Below are 19,709 nucleotides of genomic sequence, written 5' to 3'. Positions count from 1 at the left end.
AAAATGGCAATACGCGGTTTATCGGTTTGCGTACATCCGCTCATAGTAGTTCTGATACTCTCCATTGATGATGTTTTCCCACCAAGACCGGTTGTCCAGATACCACCGAATGGTCTTTTGGATTCCGTCGGCAAACTTGGTGGCCGGCAGCCACCCCAGCTCCCGATGGATCTTCGTCGGGTCAATGGCATAGCGCATATCGTGACCCTTGCGGTCGGTCACATAGGTAATCAGAGACTCAGGCTTGTCCAGCGCTTTCAGAATGATTTTTACAATATCGATATTGCGCATCTCATTGTGGCCGCCAATGTTGTAGACCTGCCCCACCCGGCCTTTTTCCAAAATGAGGTCAATGGCCGCACAGTGGTCTTCCACATACAGCCAATCCCGCACGTTCAGCCCCTCTCCGTATACCGGCAGAGGCTTGTCCGCCAGGGTATTTGCAATCATCAGCGGGATAAGCTTCTCCGGGAACTGATAGGGGCCATAGTTATTGGAGCAGCGGGAGATGGTAATGGGCATGCCATACGTGCGATGATATGCATTGCACAGGAGGTCTGCCGATGCCTTGGACGCAGAGTAGGGAGAAGAGGTATGCAGCGGTGTCTCCTCCGTAAAAAACAGGTCCGGCCGATCCAGCGGCAGATCGCCGTATACCTCGTCGGTAGAGACCTGATGATAGCGGGCCACACCGTACTTCCGGCTGACATCCAGCAGCACCTGCGTGCCCATAACGTTGGTCTCCAGGAACACCGCCGGGTTTTCAATGGACCGGTCCACATGACTCTCGGCCGCAAAATTCACCACCACATCCGGCTTTTCCTCCGCAAAAATCCGATCCATTTCACTGCGGTCGGCAATATCTGCCCGAATAAAGTGAAATTTGGGATCATCCATCACAGAGGCCAATGTCTCCAGGTTTCCGGCATAGGTGAGTTTATCAATGCATACCAGGTCATAGTCCGGGTGAGCCTTGCGCATATAAAAAATAAAATTGCTGCCAATAAAGCCGGCGCCGCCGGTAATGAGCATTTTCATAACGGCTCCTCCTTAAAATCCGGTCTCGGCGTCTTTCAGCCAGGGAGCATTCTGGTCCTTCTGAGACAGGATCGGATTTTCTACCCCCCAGTCAATGGCAAGCTCCGGATCGTTCCAGCGGATACCGCCGTCGGCTTCCGGCGCATAATTATTATCCGCTTTGTAGAGAAACTCCACATGATCCGTCAAGGTCACAAAGCCATGGCCAAAGCCACGGGGAATCAGCAGCTGGCGCTTGTTCTCCTCGGACAGCTCCACCGCCACCCACTGCTTATAGGTGGGACTGGCCGGACGCAAGTCCACCGCCACATCCAGCACGGCGCCCCGGGCGCAGCGCACCAGCTTGGCCTGGGCCTTGTCCCCTTTTTGGAAATGGATCCCTCGCAGCGTCCCCTTTACCGTGGAGGAAGAGTGATTATCCTGCACAAAGTCGTAAAAAAGGCCTGCCTTTTCAAACTCACGCTTGGACCAGCTCTCCATAAAAAAACCACGATGGTCTCCAAACACCTTCGGCTCCACAATCAGGACGCCATCCAGCTTTGTCTTGATAAATTCCATTCCGATATACGCTCCTTAATAGAGGATTTTATTGTCGGCCACCGCACGCAGGTGTGCCCCATATGGAGACTTCCCATAGTTTTCAGCAGAAGCAAGTAGCGTCTCCCGGTCGATCCAGCCATTTCGGTAAGCAATCTCCTCCAGCGCTGCAATCTTGGTATCCGTCCTCGTCTCAATGACCCGGACAAATTCCGTGGCCTCTGCCAGGGAGTCCACTGTCCCCGTATCCAGCCAGGCATAACCCCGGCCCAACGTAATGACATTCAGGGTCTCTTCTTCCAGATAGATTCGATTCAGGTCGGTAATCTCCAACTCCCCGCGCGCGGAGGGCTGAAGCTCCTTGGCACGCTGGCAAACTTTCTGGTCGTAGAAGTAAAGTCCGGTTACCGCATAGTTGGATTTGGGATTCTTTGGCTTTTCTTCCAGCGACACCGCCTTGCCGGAAGCGTCAAATTCCACCACACCGAATCGCTGGGGATCCTCCACATAGTAGCCAAATACGGTGGCCCCGGTTTCCTGACTTGCGGCACGTTTGAGATGGGCCGTCAGGCCCGCGCCATAGAACACATTGTCCCCCAAGATCATGGCACATCGGTCCCCGCCGATGAACTCTTCCCCCAAAATAAACGCCTGCGCCAATCCGTCCGGCGAGGGCTGAACTTTATAGGAAAGATGAATGCCAAACTTGCTGCCGTCTCCCAGCAGCCGCTCAAAGTTGGGGAGATCGTGTGGGGTAGAAATGATGAGGATGTCCCGAATCCCCGCCAGCATCAGGGTAGAGAGTGGATAATAGACCATGGGTTTATCATAAATGGGGAGCAGCTGCTTGGAAGTTACCATCGTAAGCGGATACAAACGCGTTCCGCTGCCACCGGCCAATACAATACCTTTCATTCTGACGTTGCCTCCATTAGCAATATGATAGGAGATCCATACATCCTTATATGAGATGAAAGCCTTCTTTCTTCTCTAAGAACAATTTTGCCCCACTAGATACGCAAATAGCATTATCTATGCTTAATCTTTCGCACACTTTTATAACTATTGATTATACCATAGGCCTATCTCAGGCGCAATAAAAATCCCCTTGCCGTTCCATCGTTGCTCTTTGCCGGTAAAAGGTCTTCCTCCGTTCTCCCCCAACTCCTTGAACCTGTTTAGGACACATCCACATCCCACTGGATGGGCTCCATACCGATGGAGCGGATGGTCGAAATCACGGTATTGTTATACTCTCCGTAGGGTGGCCGGATCAGGGTGGGCCGGACTCCCGTCACCGCTTCGATCTTATCATTGCAGGCCTCCACATCCGCCACGATCTCCTCCCGGGAGAGCTGATTCATATGTGCGTGTGAATTGGAGTGATTCATCACCTCATGTCCGGCGTCATGGAGCGCCTTGACCGATTCCGGATAGCGGTCCACCCAGTCCCCCACGACAAAGAACGTCGCCTTGACCTGATACTGCTCCAGAATATCGATCAGCTGCTGGGTGTCCTCGTTCCCCCAGGGTGATGGAAACTTGCGGCAGCCCGTATTTTCCCCTCATCCATTCACAGACGGCAAACCTCTGTGAGGCTCTTGCTCCCCAAATCGCAAACGTGTACTTTAGCAGCAGACAAAAAGAGACCGCCCGATGGGCGGTCTCTCTTCTCTTTGAATATGCTAATTATTCCACCGTATAGACGCTTCCCGTCGTATTGAGGAAGGTCTGCTCCGGCATCTGCTCCTGGAACATGGCGGTCGCCTTGGGTCCGGTGCAGTGAGACAGGCCGATCTGCTGTACGCCCAGCTCCTTGAAGCGGTCGATGGTCTCCTGGATGGTCGCCTCGTCCGCGTCCAGCAGGTGGAAGCCGCCGATCACTGCGTACACCTTTTCGCCCGAGCGCTCCTGGATGGTATTGACGATGTTCAGGATTCCGCTGTGCGAGCAGCCGGAGAGGATCACAAGACCCTTGCTGGTCTCCACCGCGACTGCGACCTCTTCGTCAAAATCGTCCACCTCGTAGGTGCCGTCCTCCCCCTTCTCCAGCATGTTGGGAGCCAGCTGGAAGGACGGGTCCTTGTCGAACGAGCCGTAGACCGTTACGCCGTCGGCGATCTTGACACTGCTGGTATCCAGGTACTCAATGGCAACGCCCCGGTCCAGCAAGTCCTGCTCGTCAAAGTTGATGCCCACAGGGAAGTAACCCTTGGTGCCATCCGTAAAGTCAAACTTCTGTCCCACCGAATCGTAATAGTATTTGCCGTCGGCCTTATCGAAGAAGCCCTTCTTCACAAAGAGAGTCTTCCCCTCGGCGCCGTAGGTATCAAAATAGGGAATCACACCGCCGCAGTGGTCATAGTGGGTGTGGCTGAGGACCATCTTATTGCAGTCAGCCAGGTCGATCTTCATGGCCTGGGCATTTTTCAGGAACTGGCCCGCCTTGGCGGTATCAAAGATGATCTTATCGTTGCTGGTCTCTATGATGGCGGAAAATCCGAACTCCTTCTCCAGCGCCTCATTGCTGCCGTTGTTGTTCTCCGCCAGGGTGGTGATCTTTACCTCATCCTCCCGGGTGATGCGGATCGTGGAGCTCTCCTGGTCAAATTCCACCTGAAATCCCAACCCTTCTGCCAGTGCACGCAGGCCAATGGTGGTGACGCCGTTGACGGTATTGCCCGCCAGCTCCGTCTCCTCCCCATTGATGAAAATGGGATACATGGACCGGGCTCCTGCCGTTGCCCCCAGTCCCAGCGCCAGCGTACACGCCAGTACCGCAGCTGCCTGTCTCTTGTGCTTCATAAAATTTTCTCCTTTCCCAGGCCGACACACCCGGCCTTTCTCCGCCTTCCAGTATAGCTTTGGTGAATGAGGAGTTCAAATTGTTTTCCTCTCTATTCTCGCCGCCAAATATAGACGGTTTCAAAGTCCCCTTCATCCGCCATTTTCCCTCATATTTCGCTTGCCGCCGGGCGCCCGCTCTGCTATCCTGAGAGCAGAGCGGGACGCCCTGTTTCCTCCCCCTTCTTCCTCATTCACCATAGATCATCCAAAGGAGAAGACCGATATGCTCACCATTGCGATCCCCGGTCGGGAACCCCTCCATCTCACCCATTTGCTTCTGGACTACAACGGGACCATCGCCCTGGATGGTCAGATGATTCCCGCGGTAAAACCCAGACTGGAGGCTCTCAGCCGCAGTCTGGATATCTCAGTCATCACCGCCGATACCCATGGGACCGCCCAGCGGGAGTGCGCCGGGCTTCCGGTCGCCGTCAAGGTCTTTCCCACCGACCATGTAGCCGAGATCAAGGCCTCCGAGGCCCGCTCTCTGTCCGGGGGCGTGGTCTGCATCGGCAACGGCTATAACGATATCCGGATGGCCGATCAGGCCGCACTCTCCATCTGTGTCATGGGGCAGGAGGGCTGCTGCGCCGCTCTCCTCAGCCATGCGGACATTGTCGTGACCTCCATTACAGACGCGCTGGACCTTCTGCTCAAACCCCAGCGCATCCGGGCCACTCTGCGCACCTAGCCACCCGTTCCACACCGCAAAAAAACGACGCTTTCCCGCGGCCTGACCGGCCGGGAAAGCGTCGTTTTCATCTTTAAAAATATTTGGAAAAGAGCTGGGTGAGATACTCCTCCGCCTCCTGACAAAAGGCGCCGTAGGTTTCCATCAGCGCTTTGCCGGCCTCTGTCACAGTGGACGCTCCCCCCGATTTTCCACCCCGGGTGCGCTCCAGCACCGGGCAGTCCATATGCCGCTCCAGGTTGGAGATGATCTTCCGTCCCTTGCTGTACGAGATCCCCATGAGACGGCAGGCATCCATCAGCGAGCCCGTCTCCTCGGTCAGGTGCAGGAGCTGATGGGCGCCTGGGCCATAGAAGGGGCGGTCCCCCAACAGCTGAAAGCGAAAGCCGGGGCGCAGTCCCTGCTTCTCATAGCCGGAGATCAGATGCTCATACTTTCGTCCATCCCGGACATTGGCCAGGATGCCCTCATCGTCCACCTCCAACCGCGTCTTCTCTACGCCCGCCGCACGGATGGCGCCGGCCAGTCCGTCCGGCCCGTCATACCCCAGTACCCCCGGGATCTGCCCTGCACTCAGACGGATGGGATGGCCGCCCCGGCCGCCGCAGACCGGCACGCAGATCTCTCCCTCTGCTTCCAGCAGTCTCTTCACCGTCTCCACCGAAAAAAGCGGCACATCGGTGTGGGATATGAGCACCGCAGAGCACTTGTCCTGCAAGTAGGAAAGGCCGGTTTTGATGCTCTCCAGCATCTCTCCGGTGTGGGAGCTGTGGAGAAAGACCACGTTCATATGGGGGATCAGCTTTTCGGCCCGGTCCTCCTCGCCGTCGCAGACCACGGCAATGCGCTCCACCCCGGCCATCTGAAAGGTCAGCACGCTCCGCTTGAGGGCGCTCAGGGTCCCTACCTCTTTTTCCGGTTCAAACCGCCGTGCGCCGCCGGTCTGGCCCGCGGCAATGATCAAAGCAGCTGTCATGTGCGCTCCCACCTTCTCCATGCTCTGGACTCATCTTCTCAGAATGTACCAAAATTATACCACAGATACTGCAAAAGACAACCAAAGGCAGAGATGCCCGGAGAGCGCGTTCTCCGGGCATCGGTTCTGGATACTGTTTTTTTATATCGTACCGGCGTAGAGCTGTGCCAGCTGCTCCTCGCTCAGGTCCACATGGTAGAAGAGCTGGAAGAACTCCTTGACCTCCTCGTCCACGTCATAGGGCACCCGGTCGGGATAGAGCAGCCCGGCCAGCCAGCGGATTCCCACCAGACGGTTGGGTCCCGGCGGACGGTCCACCCAGCTGAACGGCGCGTTGGGCGTGCCGTAAACCTTCCCCTCCTGTACGGCTTTAAGGGTGGCAAAATCCGGATTGCTCAAAATGGACTGGGCCGCCGCGCCGCCGCTCATGTTGGACTTGGGCTCACCATTGACCACGATCACGTCGGGGTCCCAGGCCAGCAGCTGTTCCAGAGAGATCTGGACTCTGGAGCCGTCTCCCAGCTCCAGATCGGCCACATTGACCGCTTTCACCGCGTCCAGGATGGCGCCGTGGGAGGAACCGGCCGGAGCGGTCTCCAGAGAATTTTCCCCATTTCCATAGTAGACGCGGACCTTCTCCTCCTCAGAGACATCGATGGCGGCTATATCCGCAAAGACGGCCTCAGCATACTCCGCCAGGATCTCCGCCTGCTCCTCCACGCCAAAGAGCTCTCCCATGAAGCGGTAGACCTCTGCCGCGTCCTCCAGCTCGGAGCTGACCATCACCACCGGAATACCCAGCTGCTGGGAGAGCTGATCGGCCTCGTCCTTTGTCCCCTCATTGATGGCGGAGACATGGAAGGCAATGGTGGGACCGGCCGCGATCACGGCCTCGTAGTTGACCGAATCTCCCATGCCGAAATTGGGTAGGTCGTGATACTCGGGAAGGATGATGCTCTTCTCAATGTCATTGAGCTCATAGTTCCAGCCCAGCAGTTTGTCGGGGACCAATGTGTACAGATAGATGGCCGAGACCGGTCCGGTGGAAAAGGCCGACTGGATCTCTTCCGGTACCGTCATGGTGCGCCCCGCCATATCGGTGATCTCCCGCTGTCCGGTCTGCTCGGTCTGCTGCGCGGAAGGATCTGCCGCCGGGGAAGCCGTGGGAACGGAGCTGCTCTGTGTACATCCGGCCAGCAGCGCCAGTGCCAGCAGCAGCGCCGCCAATCCCGATGTACGCCGTAAGTTACGTTTCAACGATGTGACCTCCTCTTTCTTGCTTTGGTTTCTATCCCAAATCCGACCCGGGCCCAAGTCGGAATTGACACAGCGCGGGAAATGTGTCATACTACTTCTCGTCGATAGTTTTTTAAAAACACATCGACTTGATGTTTTAGACACTATCACAATCCTGTCCGGATGTCAAGCACCATTCCGTTGCAGAAAAGCGAAGGAGGCCTGGATATGCAGTTGGAATATCAGCAGGAGGAGGCGGTGATCCGCAGGCGCTACCGCCTCGTACTGGTCGGGATGTTTCTGGCCCTGGCGGCGGCCGGGCTCTTCTCCTTTGCCATCGGCTACTATCCCCTGACCCCTCAGGAAGTGTTTCAGGCCTTCCTCTCCCGCTTTGGGGCCGCCGGGGAGATCAAGCCCCAGGCCGTGACCATCTTCTGGAGCATCCGCCTCCCCCGCATCCTCTCGGCCCTCTTCATCGGGGCCTCCCTCTCGGTGGCGGGGGCCACCTATCAGGGGATGTTCCGCAATCCCCTGGTCTCGCCGGATATTCTGGGGGTCTCCTCCGGGGCCAGCCTTGGGGCCGCTTTTGCCATTCTGTGCGGCTCCCCCAACTGGCTCATTCAGCTCTCGGCGTTCACCGGCGGCATTGCCGCGGTGGCATTCTCCTATCTCATCAGCCGGAAATCGGCCCATTCCCAGATCCTCAGCCTGGTGCTCACCGGCTCCATGGTCATGGCCCTGTGCAATGCCGGCGTCACCATGATCAAGTATGTCTCCGATCCCAACGACGTGCTTCAGCAGATCACCTTCTGGCTCATGGGAAGTCTGACCAAGACCAGCATGAACTCCTTCTCCTGGAGCGCGGTCCCCATGGCGGTGGGTCTCGCCATCGTCCTGCTGCTGCGCTGGCGGATCAATCTGCTGACCCTGGAGGAAGAGGAGGCCATCACGCTGGGCATCAACGTGCGCCGGCTCCGCCTGATCCTGATTCTGGCCTCCACTCTCCTCAGCGCCGCCGCCGTGTGTCTGGGCGGCATGATCGGCTGGGTTGGCCTTATGATCCCCCACATGGCCCGGGCATTGGTGGGGGTGGATTACAGCCGTCTCATTCCCGCAAGCGCCATGCTGGGCGCCCTCTATCTGCTGCTGATGGATGATCTGGCCCGCTCGATCCTCTCCATGGAGCTGCCGCTGGGCGTGGTGACCAGCATTATGGGCGCACCGTTCTTTGTCTATCTCATCATCAAGCGGAAGGAGCGCGATTGATATGCTGCTGGAAGTGGACCAGGTCCGCGGCGGATATGGCGGAAAAGACGTGGTCAAAGGGGTGAGCTGCTCCGCCGACGCGGGGGAGGTGCTCTGCCTGCTGGGACCCAATGGGTGCGGCAAGACCACCCTCTTCCGCCTGCTTCTGGGCCTTCTGCCCATCACCGGAGGGAGCATCCGGCTGGATGGACAGGATGTGCGCTCCTTTTCCCCCGGGGAGCTGGCAAGCCGTATTGCCTACATTCCCCAGTACCACACCCCCGTTTTCTCCTATACCGTGTTGGATGTGGTCCTAATGGGGCGCTCAGCCCATTTTTCCACCTTCTGTGCCCCCAAGGAGGCCGACCGCGCGGCCGCCTTTGCAGCTCTGGAAAAGCTCAACGCCGCCCACCTTGCCAACCGAAAATACACCGCGCTCAGCGGAGGACAGCGCCAGCTCGTCCTGCTGGCCCGCGCCATCTGCCAGTCGGCCAAGATCTTTGTTCTGGATGAGCCAGCCGCCAATCTGGACTACGCCAACCACCAGCTCCTCATGGAGGTGGTAGCCGATCTGGCCCAGAAGGGATACTGCATCGTCATGTCCACCCACAGCCCCGAGTGTCCGGCCTCCATCGGCAGCAAAGTGCTGCTGATGCAGAACGGGGAGCGCTCCGCCTTCGGAAGCCCGGAACAGGTCATCACGCCGGAGCATCTCCAGGCGGTCTATCACATTGAGATCGACGTCGCCACGGTCCATGACCGCTACGGCGCCCGGAGAACGATTTGCCTGCCGGTCCAACGGCCGGCCGCATCCTTTTGATTTGAGGAGGTACTGTTATGACACCGCTTCTCTCCACACCCTATCCCGATCTGCGGGGGGATCTGGACTATTTTCTCTCCATGCAGGAATCCCAGCCCGTGGACCGGCCCGACCACTCCGCCCAGAAGTGGGATCAGCGGGCAGACGCCTGGGAGCAGGAGGGTCCCAAGGCCCAGAAGGGGGACGCCCGCGTCCGGAGCACCATGGCCTATCTGGAAGAGCGCGGCCTGCTCCGCCCGGAATATGAGATTGCCGATATCGGCTGCGGTCCGGCCCGCTTTGCCGCCGCCTTCGCCTCCCGGGTCCGCTGGGTGACCGGTTTTGATCTCTCTCCCCGGATGGTCCACTATGGCAGCGAATACGCCCGGAAGCAGGGCGTGGAAAACCTGACCCTCCGGGTGGCCGACTTCCAGACCCTGGATGTCCAAGAGGAGGGGCTGGAGAAGGCCTTTGATCTGGTGTTCAGCTCCCTCACCCCCGCGATCCACGGGAAGCTGGGCCTCCAGAAGGTGGTGTCCATGAGCCGGGCCTACTGCTGCAACATCACCCACATCTACCGCCGCAATTCTCTGTGCCGACGGCTCCGGGAGGAGGTCTTTCACCTGCCTCCGGAGGCCCCTACCTGGGGGATCCGCTGGTTTTACTCCCTCTTCAACGCCTTGCTGCTGATGGGCTATCTGCCTGAGACCAGCTATGATTCCCGCCTTCAGGAGCGGCGCCTCCCGCCCAGCGAGCGCTATGCCTCCCTTCTGATGGAGCACACACTGCCCCGGGAGGCCCGCACGCCGGAGCATCAGGCCCGCATCCTAGATTGGATGGAGCGCAATACCGACGCCGACGGCCTGCTCACCGAGTCCATTGAGGCCTGCTACGGCCGCATCCTGTGGGATGTGCGCGTCTCTTCCGCGCCGGAAAAAATACACACTGAGAAGGAGGTATGACCATGTCCCCACTGCCCACCCGCGCCCACGTTCTGGAGACCTTGTTCCAGCACTGGGCCCCCATCGCCCGGAGCGAGACCATCCCCACGATCCAGGCCCTGGGCCGGGTCCCCGTTCAGGACCTGTATGCCCAGGTATCCATCCCGGTGGTCCGGGCAGCCGCCATGGACGGCGTGGCCGTCGCTTCCTCCCGCTTCTGCGCGGGGATCCCGGACATGTCCCACTGGAAGGTCGGGGAGGACTTCTGCCGCGCCGACACCGGCGACGACTTTGACGACCGCTTTGACGCGGTCATCCCCATTGAGCAGGTGGAATTCCCGCCCGAAGGAGGGCTCCGGCTCCATGACATCTCCTCGGTCCAACCCGGAGACCGGGTCCGGCCCTGCGGCAGCACCATACGGGAAGGGCAGCTTCTGGTCCCAAAACACCGGCAGCTGCGCCCCTTTGACCTGGCCAGCCTGGCCATGGGCGGCATAGACCAGGTGGAAGTCTTTGCAAAGCCAAAGGTCGCCTTTCTCCCCACCGGCAGCGAACTGATCCCCCTGGGGGCCGCCGTGAAGCGCGGGTGCAACATTGACAGCAACAGCATCCTGGCCTACAACCTCCTCCGGGAAATGGGGGCCGAACCGCTGTGTTACCCCATCGTACCGGACCGTCCAGAGAATGTGGCGGCTGCTCTGGACCGGGCGCTGGAGGAAGCCGACGTGGTACTCCTCAACGGCGGCTCTTCCAAAGGGGAAGAGGATTTCAACGCCCGCCTGCTGGAGGAGCGTGGCTCGGCGCTGTTCCACTGGGTGGCCGCCGCGCCTGGAAAACCCATGTGCGTGGCTCTCATTGGAAATAAACCGGTGATCAATCTGCCCGGGCCTCCCTTGGCGGTACTCTACGGCATGGACTGGTGTATCCGCGCCATCGTACACCGGCTGCTCCACACACCTCTTCCCCGGCGGCAGACGGTCCCGGCCACTCTCACCGAGCCCATCCAGGCCCCCAGCGATATGGAGATCCTCTGTATGATGGAGCTCTGGCACACCCCCTCCGGCTACCAGACCAAGCAGAAGCCCTGGCGGGGCGGCAGTGTGGCCGATGCCCTGGGGGCGGGCGCCATCTTTATCACCGAGCTGGGCCGGGGCTCTTACCAGCCCGGCGAGACGCTGGAGGTCACGCTGCTGCGCGGCCTGGAAGATTTCTAAGCGAACCGTTTGCATTTTAAGACGCATACCAATGGTTTGCGACACACGGAGACGGCCCCGGGTCAAAACCCGAGGCCGTCTTTTACTCATACTATTCCGCCCTTTTCCCGCATAGGCTACCAGAGAGATTTACGGAAAAGGAGGAAGCCATATGTCCACCCAGACAGCCCCGCCACGCCTCCCGGAGTCTTGGCACATCTCCCGCCGATTTGCGGGAGACCGCTCCCCGGAGGCCGTGGTCCAGGCCCTGCTCCGGGCCCATATGAAATAGCCCCATATCCACCTGCGAAAGGAGGGACGGCCGTGCGCACATGGAATACGGCCGGGTATCTGCGCCTCTCCCGGGAGGATGGCGACAAGAGCGAAAGCGACAGCATCGCCCACCAGCGCCGCCTCCTAGAACAGTACCTGGCGGAGCATCCCGAGCTCCGCCTGATCGATTTCTACCAGGATGACGGCTACACCGGCACTAATTTTGACCGTCCCTCTTTCCGCCGCATGGAGGAGGACATGGCCGCCGGAATCATCGACTGCATCCTGGTCAAGGACCTCTCCCGGTTCGGGCGGGACTACATCGAGGTGGGCCGCTATCTGGAAAAGGAATTCCCCGCCCGTGGGGTGCGCTTCATCGCCGTCAACGACGGGGTGGACAGCGAACAGGGGCGCTACGACATGCTCCTGCCCATCAAAAACCTCTTCAACACCCAGTATGCCAAGGACATCTCGGACAAGGTCCGCTCCACCATCCGCTCCAAGCAGCGGCGGGGGGAGTTTATCGGGGCCTTTCCCAGCTATGGCTACCGGAAAGACCCCAGGAACCACAACCATCTGGAGATCGATCCCCCCGCCGCCTGTGTGGTCCAGCGGATCTTTGATCTCTGCGAGGCGGGGCTCGGACAGCTCAAGATCGCCAAGACCCTCAACGCCGAGCACATCCCCAGCCCCAGCGAGTATAAGCGCCTCTCCGGCGAGCGCTACCACAACGGGCGCAGGATGGATCAGACCACCTACTGGACCTATGCCACCGTCCACCGCATCCTGCAAAACCAGATGTACCTGGGCAACATGGAGCAGGGCCGCAGCGAGCGCCCCGGCATGCACGGGAAGGCCCGCCAGCGGCAGCGGGCGGAGTGGATCGTGGTCCCCGGCACCCATGACCCCATCATCTCCCGGGAGCAGTGGGAGCGGGTCCAGAGCCTGCTTCAAAAGCGCACCCGGCAGCTGAGCTTTGAGCAAAACCAAAGCCCCTTTGCCGGTTTTCTCCGCTGCGGCGTCTGTGGAAGGGCCATGGTAAAGACCCGGCGCCCCGGCGGGCTCTCTTACAGCTGTGGCTCCTATAAGCGCTATGGACCCACTGTCTGCACCAGGCACAGCATCTCTCACGCCGTGCTGGAGCAGATCGTTCTGGAGGATCTCAACCGCCTGCTTTCCTCTGCGGGGGACCTCAACATCCTCGCCCAGCGGTCGGTTGCCGGTCTGCCCCACTCCTCCGGCGGTCCTCCGGAGGGAGAGCGGCTGGAATCCGCTCTCCAGCGTCTGCGCCGGCTGAAAAAATCCGCCTATGAGGATTACCGGGACGGCCTGCTCAGCCGGGTGGACTATCTGGCCTATCAGGCGGACTATGAGGCACAGATCCAGGCCCTGACCCGCCAGCTCGCCCAGCTCGCCCGGGAGCAGAAGGACGATCCCCTCCGCCGGCCCTGGGTGGACGCCCTGCTCCGGCAGGGGAAACTCACCGAGCTGGACCGGGTCACCGTGGCCGAGACCATCCGGGAAATCCGGGTCTTTCCAGATCATCAGCTTGAGATTACATACACCTTTGCCGACGATGCAGGGCTGTTATCCGGGTAAGCTTTCATCCTGTCCTTCCGACAAAAATGGGGGCGCGCCAATCGGTATTGGCGCGCCCCTGTTCCATTCTTTTATCGGATTCCGTACTTTTCAATGATATAGTCCATGTCCTTGTCTCCGCGGCCGGACAGGTTGATGAGGACCGAGCCCTTCCCCATGGTCTTGGCCAGCTTCATGCCATAGGCCACCGCGTGGGCACTCTCAATGGCGGGGATGATACCTTCCAGCCGGGAGAGGGTGAAGAAGGCGTCGATGGTCTCCTCATCGTTGACCACGTCGTACTTGACCCGTCCCAGATCGTGGAGGAAGGCGTGCTCTGGTCCGGAGGAGGGATAGTCCAGTCCGCTGGCCACCGAGTAGACCGGCGCAGGCTCCCCGTTGGCGTCCTTGAGCATGAGGCTGTTGAACCCATGCATGATGCCCTCGCTGCCGTAGGAGAGGCTGGCCGCGTGATCGCCCAGGGCGGAGCCACGGCCCAGCGGCTCTACCCCGTAGATGTCCACCGGGTCGTTGAGGAAGCCGGCAAACATGCCCATGGCGTTGGAGCCGCCGCCCACGCAGGCCACCACCGCGTCGGGCAGCTCGCCCGTCATCTCCAGGAACTGCTCTCTGGCCTCAATGCCCACCACAGCCTGGAAATCCCGCACCATCATGGGGAAGGGGTGGGGGCCCACCACGGAGCCGATGCAGTAGATGGCGTCCCGGTACTCCCGGCAGTAGGCGTCAAAGGCGGCGTCCACCGCTTCCTTCAGGGTCTGAAGCCCGTGGGTGACCTCGATCACATTGGCGCCCAGGATCTTCATGCGCGCCACATTGGGAGCCTGCTTCTGGATGTCCACCGCGCCCATATAGATGTCGCACTCCAGCCCGAAGTAGGCCGCGGCCGTGGCCAGGGCCACTCCGTGCTGTCCGGCACCGGTCTCGGCGATGACCTTTTTCTTGCCCATATACTTGGCCAGCAGCGCCTCGCCCATGCAGTGGTTGAGCTTGTGGGCTCCCGTGTGGTTCAGGTCCTCCCGCTTGACATACAGCTGCACATTGCCCAGCGTGCCCGAGAGCCGCTCCAGGTAGGAGACCGGCGTGGGTCTGCCCTGAAACTCCCGGCGGATGCGCCGCAGCTCACTGACAAACTTACTGGACTTGCAGATGGTGAAGTAGGCCTGGGTGATCTCATCCATGGCCGCCTGGAGCTCGGCAGGAATATAGGAGCCGCCATATTTCCCATAAAACCCTTTTTCATCCGGGTACTGCTTGAAATAAGTATCAAATTCCACCTGATTGAATTTCATGTTTTTCTCCTCCTGACGTATTCCATATCGTTCCGGCATGTTGTCCCGGATGTTTTCCGAAAAAACAAAAACGTCCCTGACAGAACCAACTCTTCTGCCAAGGACGAATCATAGCGCTATCATCCGCGGTGCCACCTTGTATTCACGGGTCATCCCCGCACACTCCATAGGATACCAACATATCCCCGGCAACTAACGTATGCCACACGTTGCGGATACTCCGGAATCTCCCGTTTCCCCACACCCTCTGCGGTCCATTTGACAGCCTGTGTCCTGCCTGCTTTCCAGCGCCGCAGGCTCTCTGTGAGGGCATGACTGCCGTTATCTCCGCTTCATTGGTTTAGTTTATTAAATTTTCTGCATTATATCATCCCACACGTTCTTTGTCAAGTATTCCTGGCCGCCTTCCCGTCCGTCGTCCCAATTTTTCGCCCTCTTTTCTTTCCTTACACATTCATTACGTCCGCCTCTCTTGCACAGCGTTTGATTCCTTGCTATACTTAATTTGTTCTTATACGAAAATTTTGAGATGAGGAGCATGATTATGAAAAAGATGCGCATTCTCCCCCTGTCTCTGGCCCTGAGCCTTGCGGTCTCTATCCCCGCCTCTGCAGCCTCTCTGAGCGATGTCTCCGGTCCCTACGCCCAGAGCATCGACAACCTTGTCCAGCGCGGTGTGCTCCAGGGTGACGGCACCGGTTCCTACCGCCCGGAGGAGGCCCTGACCCGTTCAGCCGCCGCCTCTATGCTCTACAACGCCTTCTGCCTGGTCCCGGTCTTTTCCATGGAAGCCCCCGCGCCCGAGGCCGGTGAGGACGGCACCATTCCGGAGCCTACCACCAAAGCTTTCTACTCCACTTCCACCACGGTAGCCACACTGGATGCCGCTCTTATGCCCGCCGCTCCCGATGCCGTGGGTACCTGGGCTGAGACTGTGGCCAATACGGTGCTGGAGGCCCGCCTGATGGAACAGATCGACGGCTCCTTCCAGGGGGACAAGACCATGACCCGGACCGAGTTTGCCCTGGCCGTGATGAAGGCGGTCTACGGTGCGGACAAGGAGATGGACTTCCTGGCCCAGGGCCAGGCGGACGGACTGCTCCCGGAAGGCCTCACTCTGGATGATACCGTCATGACCCGCGGCGAGGCGGCTCTGCTGCTGGATACCGCCATCCAGGACCTGACCATTCTCACCACCATGTCCACCTCGGATATCCACGGCAATATGGTCCCCTACACGCCTTCCGGCTCCCGGATCCAGGTGGGCGGTTCGGCCCGGGCTGCCTGGCTCTTTGACGAGGCAAAGCGCCGCAACCCCAACACCCTGATCATTGACGGAGGCGACTCCCCCTACAACACCGATCTGGCCAATATTTCGCTGGGTAAGTCCAGTGTGGACGTTATGAATGCCCAGGGCTACGACGCCACGGTGCTGGGAAACCACGACTTCGACTACTCCTTTGAGAATCTGCTCTCCCTGGCGGACCGTGCGGAATACGCCATGCTCTCCGCCAATACCTTCTGGAAGGACGGCACCTATCCCGAGCAGTTTGATCCCTATATCGTCAAGGAAGTAGGCGGCCTGAAGGTGGCCATCGTTGGTCTCACCGACGACGGCAGCAAGGCCACTACCCACTACTCCAACACCCAGGACATCGACTTCCATGACCAGTGGGAAGTGGGCCAGGAGACCGTCACCAAGGCCAGCGCCGAGTCGGATGTGGTCATCCTTCTCTCCCATCTCCACAGCCATAACAACACCGTCCCCACCAAGATCGACGGAATTGATCTGGAGATCGGCGGCGGAAACGACATCTTCGGCCGTCCTCTGAACATTGAGGACACCGTGGTGGTGAATCCCGGCGGCGTAGGCACCTGCGTCAACCAGACCAACCTGAACATCAAGGACGGCGAGGTTCTGGGCTATACCTTCAATCAGATCATCCTCTCCTCCGACGTGCCTGAGGACCCCGAGGTCAAGGCCATCCTGGAGGACTATCAGGCCGACCTGGATGCCCAGATGGACGTGGTCATCGGACAGTGCGCCTCTGACATCGCCTGGTCCAGCCCCCTGGTGCGCACCCAGGAGAGCCCCCTGGGCAACCTGTCCGCCGACGCCCTGCGCGATTACTGTGACGCCGACATCGCCATTCAGAATGGCGGCGGTATCCGTGCCGGCCTCACCGCAGGCGATGTGACCGTGGGCGACGTGTTTGCCATGCTCCCCTTTGACAACAAGGTCACGCTGGTGGAGGTCACCGGTCAGACCGTGTGGGACGCCCTGGAGAACGGCGTGGACGGATATCCCACCACCAACGGCAAGTTCCCCCAGGTCTCGGGCATCAAGTACACCTTTGACGGCTCCAAGCCCGCGGGCGAGCGCATCGTCTCTGTGACGCTGGAGGACGGAACTCCGCTGGATCTCAATGCCTGGTATACCCTGGCCTGCAATGACTTCATGTGCGGCGGCGGAGATGGCTACACTATGCTCAACGTCCTCAATCCCGAAAACGGCGAGGGACACAACGGGGAAATGGCAACCCAGGATCTGCCCGGCTGTAAGCTGATCAACCGTACCAACGACTATTACCGCAATGTGGTCAGCGAGTACATCAAGGCGCAGGGCTCCATTGCTCCGGCTCTGGATGGCCGCATCACCATCCTCAATCCCCAGGAGGGCAGCGGCGCTCTGAACTGATCCTTTCCCGCCCTTCCCATCATCCAACCTCTTGAAATAGACGGGCCCCCGCAGTGCTTGCTCACTGCGGGGGGCCCGTTTTTCAATTTCTATTTGATGAGGGACGGACCATAGTCCGCTTCGATTTTTCCGATCACCATATCCAAGCACTGCGAAAAATATCGATCCAGGGATACGCCATCTCCATTCAGATACTGCATGGAGGCTCCCATCATCAGGGATATCAGCGTGTAGGAGAGATCCTTGGCATACTCCGCTTCCATCTGCGGATAAAATTCCAGCATGCTCTCCACCAGATGCCCTCTCCAGTGGTCAAAGGAGCGGCGGAAATCCTGCTTGACCGTCTCATCCGACTGGCCCAAAAGCCAAAAATCAAACTGGACCTTGTCATAGCGGGGCTGCTCCAGAATGAGCGCCTTCTTCTGCTCAAAAAAGACCGCCAGCCGCTCCCGCAGGGAATGGGTCTCCTGCAGCATAAGCCCGCTGCGTTCCTGGTCAAACCGGTCCTGTATCTCCGCCAGCAGGGCCAGAAGCAGATCATGCTTTGTCTTGAAATGGTAATGCAGATTGGACGCGGCCATGCCCGCCTCCTCCGCAATCAGATGCATCCGGGTCCCGCTGATGGAATATTTGGCCATCACCCGGAGGGCCGCATCCAAAATACGCTGTTCCTGCAAAGTACGAGGCACATCGTTCACCCTTTTCTCGGTAAAATCTATCTCTTAAAAATTATAGAAAGAAACGGGGCACTTTGCAAGGCTCCCGTCTCCCCCGGCTCCCATTCGGCTTTTTGTATAATTTTTTATCCTATTTTTTCTCTAAAATAGTCAATTGACCAAAGCGCACAAGGGGCGTATGATGATAGCAAGAAATTTGACTGACTAATCAGTCAGTATTTTGAGGAGGCAATGCCATGCCGCGCACCCTGATCAAACATGCCGACTGGATCCTTACCATGGATCCCAAGGGTACCCGTTACCGAAATGCGGATCTGCTGCTGGAGGATAACCAGATTTTAGAGATCGGTCCCAACCTGGACGCCGGCCCCGGGCCCGTCCAGGTGATCGACGCCACAGGGAAAATCATCACTCCTGGCTTTGTCAATACCCACCACCACACCTTCCAGTCCCTGGTGCGCAATATCCACATTGCAAATGGTCTGAAGCTGGAGCCGTGGCTCATGGTGGTCTATGATATTTTCCGTGAGATCAATCCCGAGCTGGTCCGCGCCGGGGCCCTCGTGGGCCTGGGAGACCTTCTGAAAACAGGCTGTACTACCTCTTCGGACCATATGTATGTCCATCCCCAGGGCACTCAGCGGCTGACCGATGTGGAGATCGAAGCGGCCGCAGAGCTGGGCATCCGGTTCCATCCCACCCGGGGCGGCATCACCATTGGCCGCTCCCAGGGCTGCGGCCATGTGCCCGACGATCTGGTGGAGTCCGCCGATGACATCGTCGCGGATGCGGAGCGGCTCATCGATACCTACCATGACACCAGCCGCTTCTCCATGTGTCAGATCGGCCTCTCCCTGTGCTGGCCCCCCTTTGAGACCGATGAGATCGTGCAGCGGCTGCGGGACCTGGCCCTGAAGCGGAACGTGCAGTGTCACACCCACCTGGGCGAGAGCCAGGGTGAGCTGGCCATCTCCATGGAGCGGCACGGCTGCCGCCCGGTGGAATATATGCGCCGGATGGGCTGGTTCGGCAAGCAGTTCTACTTTGCCCACTGCGTCCAGCTCACCGACGAGGAGGTCCGCCTCTTTGCCGACACCGGGACGGGCATCGCCCACTGCCCCAACTCCAATATGTTCCTCAGCTCCGGCGTGTGCCGTGTCCCCGATTTTCTGGAGGCAGGCGCGGCCATCGGCCTGGGCGTCGACGGAGCCGCCAGCAACAACGCCTCCAACATGATGGGCGAGATCCGCAACTGCTATCTGGTCAACCAGCTGAAATGGGGCAGCCGGGCTACCTCGGCCGAGCAGGTGCTCCGGATGGCCACCGCCGGCGGCGCACAGGTGTTGGGCCGGGACGACATCGGCTACCTGGCCCCCGGCATGGCGGCCGATCTGGTCCTCTTTGACTGGAGTCAATTCTCCTATGCCGGCGGACAGAATGACCCGGCGGCCTGTATCGTGCTCAGCGGTGATCCGCGCATGGTGGATACCGTTCTGGTCAACGGCAAGGTGGTGGTGGAGCACGGCGCTCTCACGACCATTCCGGAACGGGAGACCGCACACTGGATCCGCAAGGCCACCCGCAGCATGCTGGAGCGCGCCTCCGTGCGTCAGCCCGCTCTGAGAGACGATTTATAAGGTTTATCAAATCCATAGGGAGAAAGCAAAAGG

16 protein-coding genes and 1 pseudogene are annotated in these 19,709 nt (G+C 59.3%); 8 read left to right on the top strand and 9 right to left on the bottom strand.

Annotated features, from left to right (window positions below):
* Window positions 1-18 precede the first annotated feature (18 nt).
* From rfbB to INF37_RS14590, 5 genes and pseudogenes are all read right to left on the bottom strand, one after another.
* Complete coding sequence (gene rfbB / locus INF37_RS14610) at window positions 19-1,038, bottom strand: dTDP-glucose 4,6-dehydratase (RefSeq protein WP_193539141.1); 1,020 nt, start codon at window positions 1,036-1,038, stop codon at window positions 19-21.
* Between the two features lie 12 nt (window positions 1,039-1,050).
* On the bottom strand, window positions 1,051-1,596 hold the full coding sequence (gene rfbC, locus INF37_RS14605) for a dTDP-4-dehydrorhamnose 3,5-epimerase (RefSeq protein ID WP_101692187.1): 546 nt from the start codon (window positions 1,594-1,596) through the stop codon (window positions 1,051-1,053).
* 15 nt (window positions 1,597-1,611) lie between these two features.
* Window positions 1,612-2,490 carry a glucose-1-phosphate thymidylyltransferase RfbA gene (gene rfbA / locus INF37_RS14600; RefSeq protein ID WP_101692188.1) on the bottom strand — a complete coding sequence of 293 codons (879 nt, stop codon included), beginning with the start codon at window positions 2,488-2,490 and terminating at the stop codon, window positions 1,612-1,614.
* A gap of 263 nt (window positions 2,491-2,753) precedes the next feature.
* Window positions 2,754-3,086, bottom strand: a pseudogene (locus INF37_RS14595) (polysaccharide deacetylase family protein); the annotation flags it as partial.
* A 178-nt stretch (window positions 3,087-3,264) separates the two neighbouring features.
* Window positions 3,265-4,380: an MBL fold metallo-hydrolase gene (locus tag INF37_RS14590; protein ID WP_193539139.1), complete on the bottom strand. Its 1,116-nt coding sequence runs from the start codon at window positions 4,378-4,380 to the stop codon at window positions 3,265-3,267.
* Window positions 4,381-4,645: 265 nt separating this feature from the next.
* Here INF37_RS14590 and INF37_RS14585 point away from each other — a divergent pair, with 265 nt between their 5' ends.
* Entirely contained in the window at window positions 4,646-5,113 is a 468-nt protein-coding gene (locus tag INF37_RS14585) for an HAD family hydrolase (protein ID WP_193539137.1), read from the top strand.
* Window positions 5,114-5,186: 73 nt separating this feature from the next.
* Here the strand turns inward: INF37_RS14585 and INF37_RS14580 are convergent, their stop codons facing one another.
* Window positions 5,187-6,089, bottom strand: coding sequence for an NTP transferase domain-containing protein (locus INF37_RS14580; protein WP_186962973.1), 903 nt, complete (start codon window positions 6,087-6,089; stop codon window positions 5,187-5,189).
* A 141-nt stretch (window positions 6,090-6,230) separates the two neighbouring features.
* The gene (locus tag INF37_RS14575; RefSeq protein ID WP_235964367.1) at window positions 6,231-7,346 is read right to left on the bottom strand and encodes an ABC transporter substrate-binding protein; all 1,116 of its coding nucleotides are present in this window, start codon (window positions 7,344-7,346) and stop codon (window positions 6,231-6,233) included.
* A 207-nt stretch (window positions 7,347-7,553) separates the two neighbouring features.
* On the opposite strand from INF37_RS14575, the gene INF37_RS14570 reads away from it, so the two are divergent.
* From INF37_RS14570 to INF37_RS14550, 5 genes are all read left to right on the top strand, one after another.
* The gene (locus tag INF37_RS14570) at window positions 7,554-8,591 is read left to right on the top strand and encodes a FecCD family ABC transporter permease (protein ID WP_193539133.1); all 1,038 of its coding nucleotides are present in this window, start codon (window positions 7,554-7,556) and stop codon (window positions 8,589-8,591) included.
* Between the two features lies 1 nt (window position 8,592).
* On the top strand, window positions 8,593-9,390 hold the full coding sequence (locus INF37_RS14565) for an ABC transporter ATP-binding protein (RefSeq protein ID WP_193539131.1): 798 nt from the start codon (window positions 8,593-8,595) through the stop codon (window positions 9,388-9,390).
* Between the two features lie 17 nt (window positions 9,391-9,407).
* On the top strand, window positions 9,408-10,331 hold the full coding sequence (locus INF37_RS14560; RefSeq protein ID WP_235964366.1) for a class I SAM-dependent methyltransferase: 924 nt from the start codon (window positions 9,408-9,410) through the stop codon (window positions 10,329-10,331).
* A gap of 2 nt (window positions 10,332-10,333) precedes the next feature.
* The gene (locus tag INF37_RS14555) at window positions 10,334-11,524 is read left to right on the top strand and encodes a molybdopterin molybdotransferase MoeA (protein ID WP_193539129.1); all 1,191 of its coding nucleotides are present in this window, start codon (window positions 10,334-10,336) and stop codon (window positions 11,522-11,524) included.
* Window positions 11,525-11,827: 303 nt separating this feature from the next.
* On the top strand, window positions 11,828-13,375 hold the full coding sequence (locus tag INF37_RS14550; RefSeq protein ID WP_193539127.1) for a recombinase family protein: 1,548 nt from the start codon (window positions 11,828-11,830) through the stop codon (window positions 13,373-13,375).
* A 71-nt stretch (window positions 13,376-13,446) separates the two neighbouring features.
* Here the strand turns inward: INF37_RS14550 and trpB are convergent, their stop codons facing one another.
* Entirely contained in the window at window positions 13,447-14,649 is a 1,203-nt protein-coding gene (trpB, locus tag INF37_RS14545) for a tryptophan synthase subunit beta (RefSeq protein ID WP_101692650.1), read from the bottom strand.
* Window positions 14,650-15,208: 559 nt separating this feature from the next.
* Here trpB and INF37_RS14540 point away from each other — a divergent pair.
* The gene (locus INF37_RS14540) at window positions 15,209-17,362 is read left to right on the top strand and encodes a 5'-nucleotidase C-terminal domain-containing protein (protein ID WP_193539125.1); all 2,154 of its coding nucleotides are present in this window, start codon (window positions 15,209-15,211) and stop codon (window positions 17,360-17,362) included.
* 89 nt (window positions 17,363-17,451) lie between these two features.
* On the opposite strand, the gene INF37_RS14535 is transcribed toward INF37_RS14540, so the two are convergent.
* Window positions 17,452-18,051, bottom strand: coding sequence for a TetR/AcrR family transcriptional regulator (locus INF37_RS14535; protein WP_193539123.1), 600 nt, complete (start codon window positions 18,049-18,051; stop codon window positions 17,452-17,454).
* Window positions 18,052-18,275: 224 nt separating this feature from the next.
* On the opposite strand from INF37_RS14535, the gene INF37_RS14530 reads away from it, so the two are divergent.
* Window positions 18,276-19,676 carry an amidohydrolase family protein gene (locus tag INF37_RS14530; protein ID WP_193539121.1) on the top strand — a complete coding sequence of 467 codons (1,401 nt, stop codon included), beginning with the start codon at window positions 18,276-18,278 and terminating at the stop codon, window positions 19,674-19,676.
* Window positions 19,677-19,709: the final 33 nt, after the last annotated feature.

The sequence above is a fragment of the Pseudoflavonifractor gallinarum genome (assembly GCF_014982855.1).
Lineage (GTDB): Bacteria > Bacillota > Clostridia > Oscillospirales > Oscillospiraceae > Pseudoflavonifractor_A > Pseudoflavonifractor_A gallinarum.
The sequence above is the reverse complement of the archived record's forward strand: the minus strand, read 5'-3'. Positions and strand labels throughout refer to the sequence as shown.

What these genes read in the sequence shown, in the direction of transcription:
- rfbB (WP_193539141.1), bottom strand. Translation starts at nt 1,038, where the DNA reads ATGAAAATGCTCATTACCGGCGGCGCCGGCTTTATTGGCAGCAATTTT.
- rfbC (WP_101692187.1), bottom strand. Translation starts at nt 1,596, where the DNA reads ATGGAATTTATCAAGACAAAGCTGGATGGCGTCCTGATTGTGGAGCCG.
- rfbA (WP_101692188.1), bottom strand. Translation starts at nt 2,490, where the DNA reads ATGAAAGGTATTGTATTGGCCGGTGGCAGCGGAACGCGTTTGTATCCG.
- INF37_RS14590 (WP_193539139.1), bottom strand. Translation starts at nt 4,380, where the DNA reads ATGAAGCACAAGAGACAGGCAGCTGCGGTACTGGCGTGTACGCTGGCG.
- INF37_RS14585 (WP_193539137.1), top strand. Translation starts at nt 4,646, where the DNA reads ATGCTCACCATTGCGATCCCCGGTCGGGAACCCCTCCATCTCACCCAT.
- INF37_RS14580 (WP_186962973.1), bottom strand. Translation starts at nt 6,089, where the DNA reads ATGACAGCTGCTTTGATCATTGCCGCGGGCCAGACCGGCGGCGCACGG.
- INF37_RS14570 (WP_193539133.1), top strand. Translation starts at nt 7,554, where the DNA reads ATGCAGTTGGAATATCAGCAGGAGGAGGCGGTGATCCGCAGGCGCTAC.
- INF37_RS14565 (WP_193539131.1), top strand. Translation starts at nt 8,593, where the DNA reads ATGCTGCTGGAAGTGGACCAGGTCCGCGGCGGATATGGCGGAAAAGAC.
- INF37_RS14560 (WP_235964366.1), top strand. Translation starts at nt 9,408, where the DNA reads ATGACACCGCTTCTCTCCACACCCTATCCCGATCTGCGGGGGGATCTG.
- INF37_RS14555 (WP_193539129.1), top strand. Translation starts at nt 10,334, where the DNA reads ATGTCCCCACTGCCCACCCGCGCCCACGTTCTGGAGACCTTGTTCCAG.
- INF37_RS14540 (WP_193539125.1), top strand. Translation starts at nt 15,209, where the DNA reads ATGAAAAAGATGCGCATTCTCCCCCTGTCTCTGGCCCTGAGCCTTGCG.
- INF37_RS14530 (WP_193539121.1), top strand. Translation starts at nt 18,276, where the DNA reads ATGCCGCGCACCCTGATCAAACATGCCGACTGGATCCTTACCATGGAT.